The organism is Campylobacter concisus (assembly GCF_002913865.1).
In the GTDB taxonomy this organism is placed as follows: Bacteria; Campylobacterota; Campylobacteria; order Campylobacterales; family Campylobacteraceae; genus Campylobacter_A; species Campylobacter_A concisus_AM.
In genome coordinates this window covers 1-3,741 of record NZ_POYX01000114.1, presented here as the reverse complement: position 1 = coordinate 3,741, position 3,741 = coordinate 1, and the positions used below count along the sequence as shown (strand labels likewise).

Annotated in this window: 5 protein-coding genes and 1 pseudogene; all 6 read left to right on the top strand. The window is 40.1% G+C overall.

Going from position 1 to position 3,741, the window contains the following annotated elements:
- Positions 1-378: hypothetical protein (locus CYP77_RS07370; protein WP_141090844.1), on the top strand; the 378-nt coding region annotated here is incomplete at its 5' end.
- The gene (locus tag CYP77_RS07365; protein ID WP_103567011.1) at positions 371-1,231 is read left to right on the top strand and encodes an ATP phosphoribosyltransferase regulatory subunit; all 861 of its coding nucleotides are present in this window, start codon (positions 371-373) and stop codon (positions 1,229-1,231) included. The genes CYP77_RS07370 and CYP77_RS07365, both read left to right, overlap by 8 nt.
- 2 nt (positions 1,232-1,233) lie before the next feature.
- Positions 1,234-2,484, top strand: a complete 1,251-nt coding sequence (locus CYP77_RS07360) for an adenylosuccinate synthase (RefSeq protein WP_012140419.1) — start codon at positions 1,234-1,236, stop codon at positions 2,482-2,484.
- A complete protein-coding gene (locus tag CYP77_RS07355) occupies positions 2,481-2,903 on the top strand; it encodes a flagellar export protein FliJ (RefSeq protein ID WP_103567010.1) in 423 nt (140 codons plus the stop codon). The genes CYP77_RS07360 and CYP77_RS07355 overlap by 4 nt, the downstream gene beginning before the upstream one ends.
- The gene (locus CYP77_RS07350) at positions 2,903-3,466 is read left to right on the top strand and encodes a MotE family protein (RefSeq protein WP_103567009.1); all 564 of its coding nucleotides are present in this window, start codon (positions 2,903-2,905) and stop codon (positions 3,464-3,466) included. Before CYP77_RS07355 ends, CYP77_RS07350 begins: the two co-directional genes overlap by 1 nt.
- A 98-nt stretch (positions 3,467-3,564) precedes the next feature.
- A pseudogene (locus tag CYP77_RS07345) lies at positions 3,565-3,741 on the top strand (NAD(P)/FAD-dependent oxidoreductase); the annotation flags it as partial.

The window sequence follows — 3,741 nt, the reverse complement described above, 5'->3', positions numbered from 1 at the left end:
AAATTTCAAGGCAACATTTTCTCATTAGCGCTTTTGGCAAAAGATGCAGCTTCATTTAAATTTGAAAGACCTAATCTGCACATAAAAGATTATAAAAATAGTGAAAATTTCGAGCTTTTCAAAGGCTTAGTCGTGCTAAAAGAGCTTGCAAATGAAGTGATAGCAAATTTAAATCAAGACGACAAACTAGCACAAAGCCTAAAGCAAAAAATAGAAGATGAGATAAAAAATATAGGTAAATATAATCAAGAAATTTCTATAAATTTAAGCAAACTAGCAAGCAGTAGCGACAGCGGCGAACTCTATAATCTAGCCGTGTCCATCATCAAAGAGTGCGATATAAATTTAGGTTTTAGTAAGGAGATAAGAGTTGAGTGATTTAAATGTTTATGAGCACGAGATCCCAAACGGAAGCAAACTTTACTTTGCAAAAAGTGCAAAACTAAAGAGAAAAATCGAGCAAAAAGCGAGTGAAATTTTAGAAGATGAAGGTTTTAGCGAGATCGTAACGCCGTTTTTTTCGTATCATCAACATCTAAGCGTGGATGCGACAAACCTTCTTCGCTTTAGCGACAGTCTAAATCACGAGATAAGCCTAAGGGCTGATAGCACGGTTGATACCGTTAGGATCGTGCTTAGAAGGCTTAAAGCAAATGAGCCAAAGAGGTGGTTTTACATCCAGCCAGTCTTTCGCTATCCAAGCCAAGAAATTTATCAAATAGGCGCTGAGCTTATCGGCGAAAACGACATTTTAAAAAGTATAAATATCGTAGCAAAGCTTTTTAGCGAGCTTGAGATCGGCGCTTGTTTGCAGCTTAGCAATATGCAAATCCCAAGGATAATTTGCGAAATTTTAAACTTAGAGATAGAAATTTTTGAAAATTCATGGCTAGAAAAGATCCTAGCCCAAAATGTGCCGTGGCTTAGTAAACTAGCCCTTTTAAAGGACGCTAGCGAGCTTGATGAGATAATAAATTTAGTCCCTGACAAGCTAAAAGAGGCGCTGAAAAATTTACAAAGCGTAGCCAAATCACTAGAATATAAAAATTTAAGAATAGTTCCGCTATATTACTCAAAAATGAGATATTATGATAGTTTATTTTTTAGATTTTTAAAAGACAACGCCATCTTAGCAAGTGGCGGAAACTATGAAATAGACGATATTTCAAGCAGCGGGTTCGCTGTTTATACTGATGCATTGATAGAAGAAAAAATTAATTTAAGGAAGTAAGAATGAGAAAGGCTGATTTAGTAGTTGGTGTTCAATGGGGTGATGAGGGCAAAGGCAAGATAGTTGATATGCTAGGACTAAACTATGACATGATTTGTCGCTCTCAAGGTGGCCACAACGCTGGTCATACGATCTGGGTCGATGGCGTAAGATACGCGCTTCACCTTGTCCCAAGCGGAATTTTGCACAAAAATATCATAAATATCATCGGCAACGGCGTCGTTGTCTCTCCAGAGGTGCTCATCACTGAGATGGCGCAGTTTGACAACTTAGAAGGCAGACTTTATATAAGCGACAAAGCACACTTAAATTTAAGCTACCACAGCCAAGTCGATCAAGCAAAAGAGCGCTTAAAAGGTGAAAAAGCGATCGGAACGACTGGCAAAGGCATCGGACCAACATACGCAGACAAGATAAGCAGAAGCGGCCACAGGGTTGGCGAGCTACTTGAGCCAGAGCGCTTGTGTGATGCTTTGATGCATGATTTTGAAACAAATAAACCAGTATTTGACGCTCTTGGCGTAAAGATACCTGAAGAAAATGAGCTACTTGAAGAGCTAAAAAGATATAAAGAAGTTCTTGCTCCATTTATCGCAAACACTACAAATTTAGTTTGGAAAGCGCTAGATGAAGATAAAAAAGTCCTACTAGAAGGCGCTCAGGGCACACTTTTAGACATAGATCACGGCACATATCCTTATGTAACTAGCTCAAATACCATAAGTGCTGGTGCTTGCACTGGTCTTGGACTAAATCCAAAAGAAATAGGCAAGGTCATAGGCGTCATCAAAGCATATACAACTCGCGTAGGCCACGGACCTTTCCCGACTGAAGACAAGGGCACAAATGGCGATAAGATGTGCGAGATAGGTAAAGAATTTGGCACAACAACAGGCCGCCGCAGACGTTGTGGCTGGTTTGACGCAGTAAGCGTAAAATACGCTTCAAGGCTTGATGGCGTCGATACTTATGCACTTATGAAGCTTGACGTACTTGATGGCTTTGAAGTGGTAAAAATTTGCAAAGCATATCAATATAACGGCGAAACGATCGACTATGTGCCAACAGACCTTGAAAATGCAACACCTATTTACGAAGAGCTTGCAGGCTGGGACAGCGTAAAGGGCATCAGCAGATATGAAGACCTGCCGGCAAACGCAAGAGCGTATATCGAGCGTATCGAGGAGCTAACTGGCGTGAAAGTCGGCTATATCTCAACAAGCCCTGAAAGAAGCGATACGATCATTAGATGAAAAGCAAATTTACCTCCGTCGTCCGCGTCAAAAAGCAGGAGATGGATAAGGTAGAGGCTAAGCTCGTCGTTGCTAGGCTAAATGTAAGAAGTGCCGAAGAAAAAATAGCACTCTTAAGGGCCAAGCTCAACGAGTTTAGCCTACCAAAAAGTGGCAACATAGGCGAGCTAAGAGAGAATTTAGAGCTCATAAATATAGCAAGAGCTGAGCTAAGCGCATGCAAAGAGAGCTTAGAGATAGCAAAAAAAGAGGTCTTGCACTACGAGCACAAATATAAAAATGCAAATTTAGAGTATGAAAAGATGAAATATCTAGAAAAAGAAGAATTTAAAAAAGAGATAAAACGCATACAAAAGGCTGAAGCACTGGCTCTTGATGAGTTTGCTGTGATGAAATTTGCAGCCAAAAGCGAGGCGTGATGAGAGCTGTTTTACTCTTTTTTATAGTTATAAATTTTGCATTTTGCTTTGAAGTGCCAGTTGATTGCACTCAGATCTTTGAAGCTAGAAAAGAGGAAATTTCAAAGGAGCTTGAGGTCATCGACGAGCAGCGCCAAGCCCTAGAGGTCTTTCGAGCAAGCTCGGCTGCAGCTTATGAAGAAAACAACAAAAAGCTCGCCAAAAAAGAGGCTGATCTAAATGCGACGATGAAAGTGATCGAGCAAAAACGCAAAGAGATCGACGAAATAGTCGCTAAAAATGAGAAAATTTTAAAAGAGCTTCGCACGATGACTACTGATAAAGTCAATGAATCCTACGCCAAAATGAAAGATGGCGCAGCAGCCGAAGTGCTCTCGCAAATGCCAAGATCAAACGCAGCCACCATACTTTATGCCCTTGATGCCAAAAAGATCTCAACCATAATGGCAAAGATGGATCCAAAGGTTGCTTCTGAAGTGACAGCACTACTTCAAAAAGGCCCTCCTTTCGTCGACGAAAAAGGCGATATGCCAGCTCCAGCTGGAAGCATAAATATGCAGTAAATTTAACTTACTGCTGCTCTATAAAAGCCAAATTTAACTAATAAATTTAACCTATTTGCTCACCTTTCTCCTATTTTTACTCCCTGCTCTTGTTGTATAAATTTAGTGGTGACTTGCTTTTTACACATAGAGGCATAAGCGGTCCAGTGATACTAAACGCCTCACTTTTTTGGCAAAAGGGTCGAATTTGCATAAATTTTTTGCCTAAATTTAGTGAGAAAAATTTAGTAAATGGCAAAAAACAACTTAGCTCGGTTTTGCCTTTACCAAAGAGA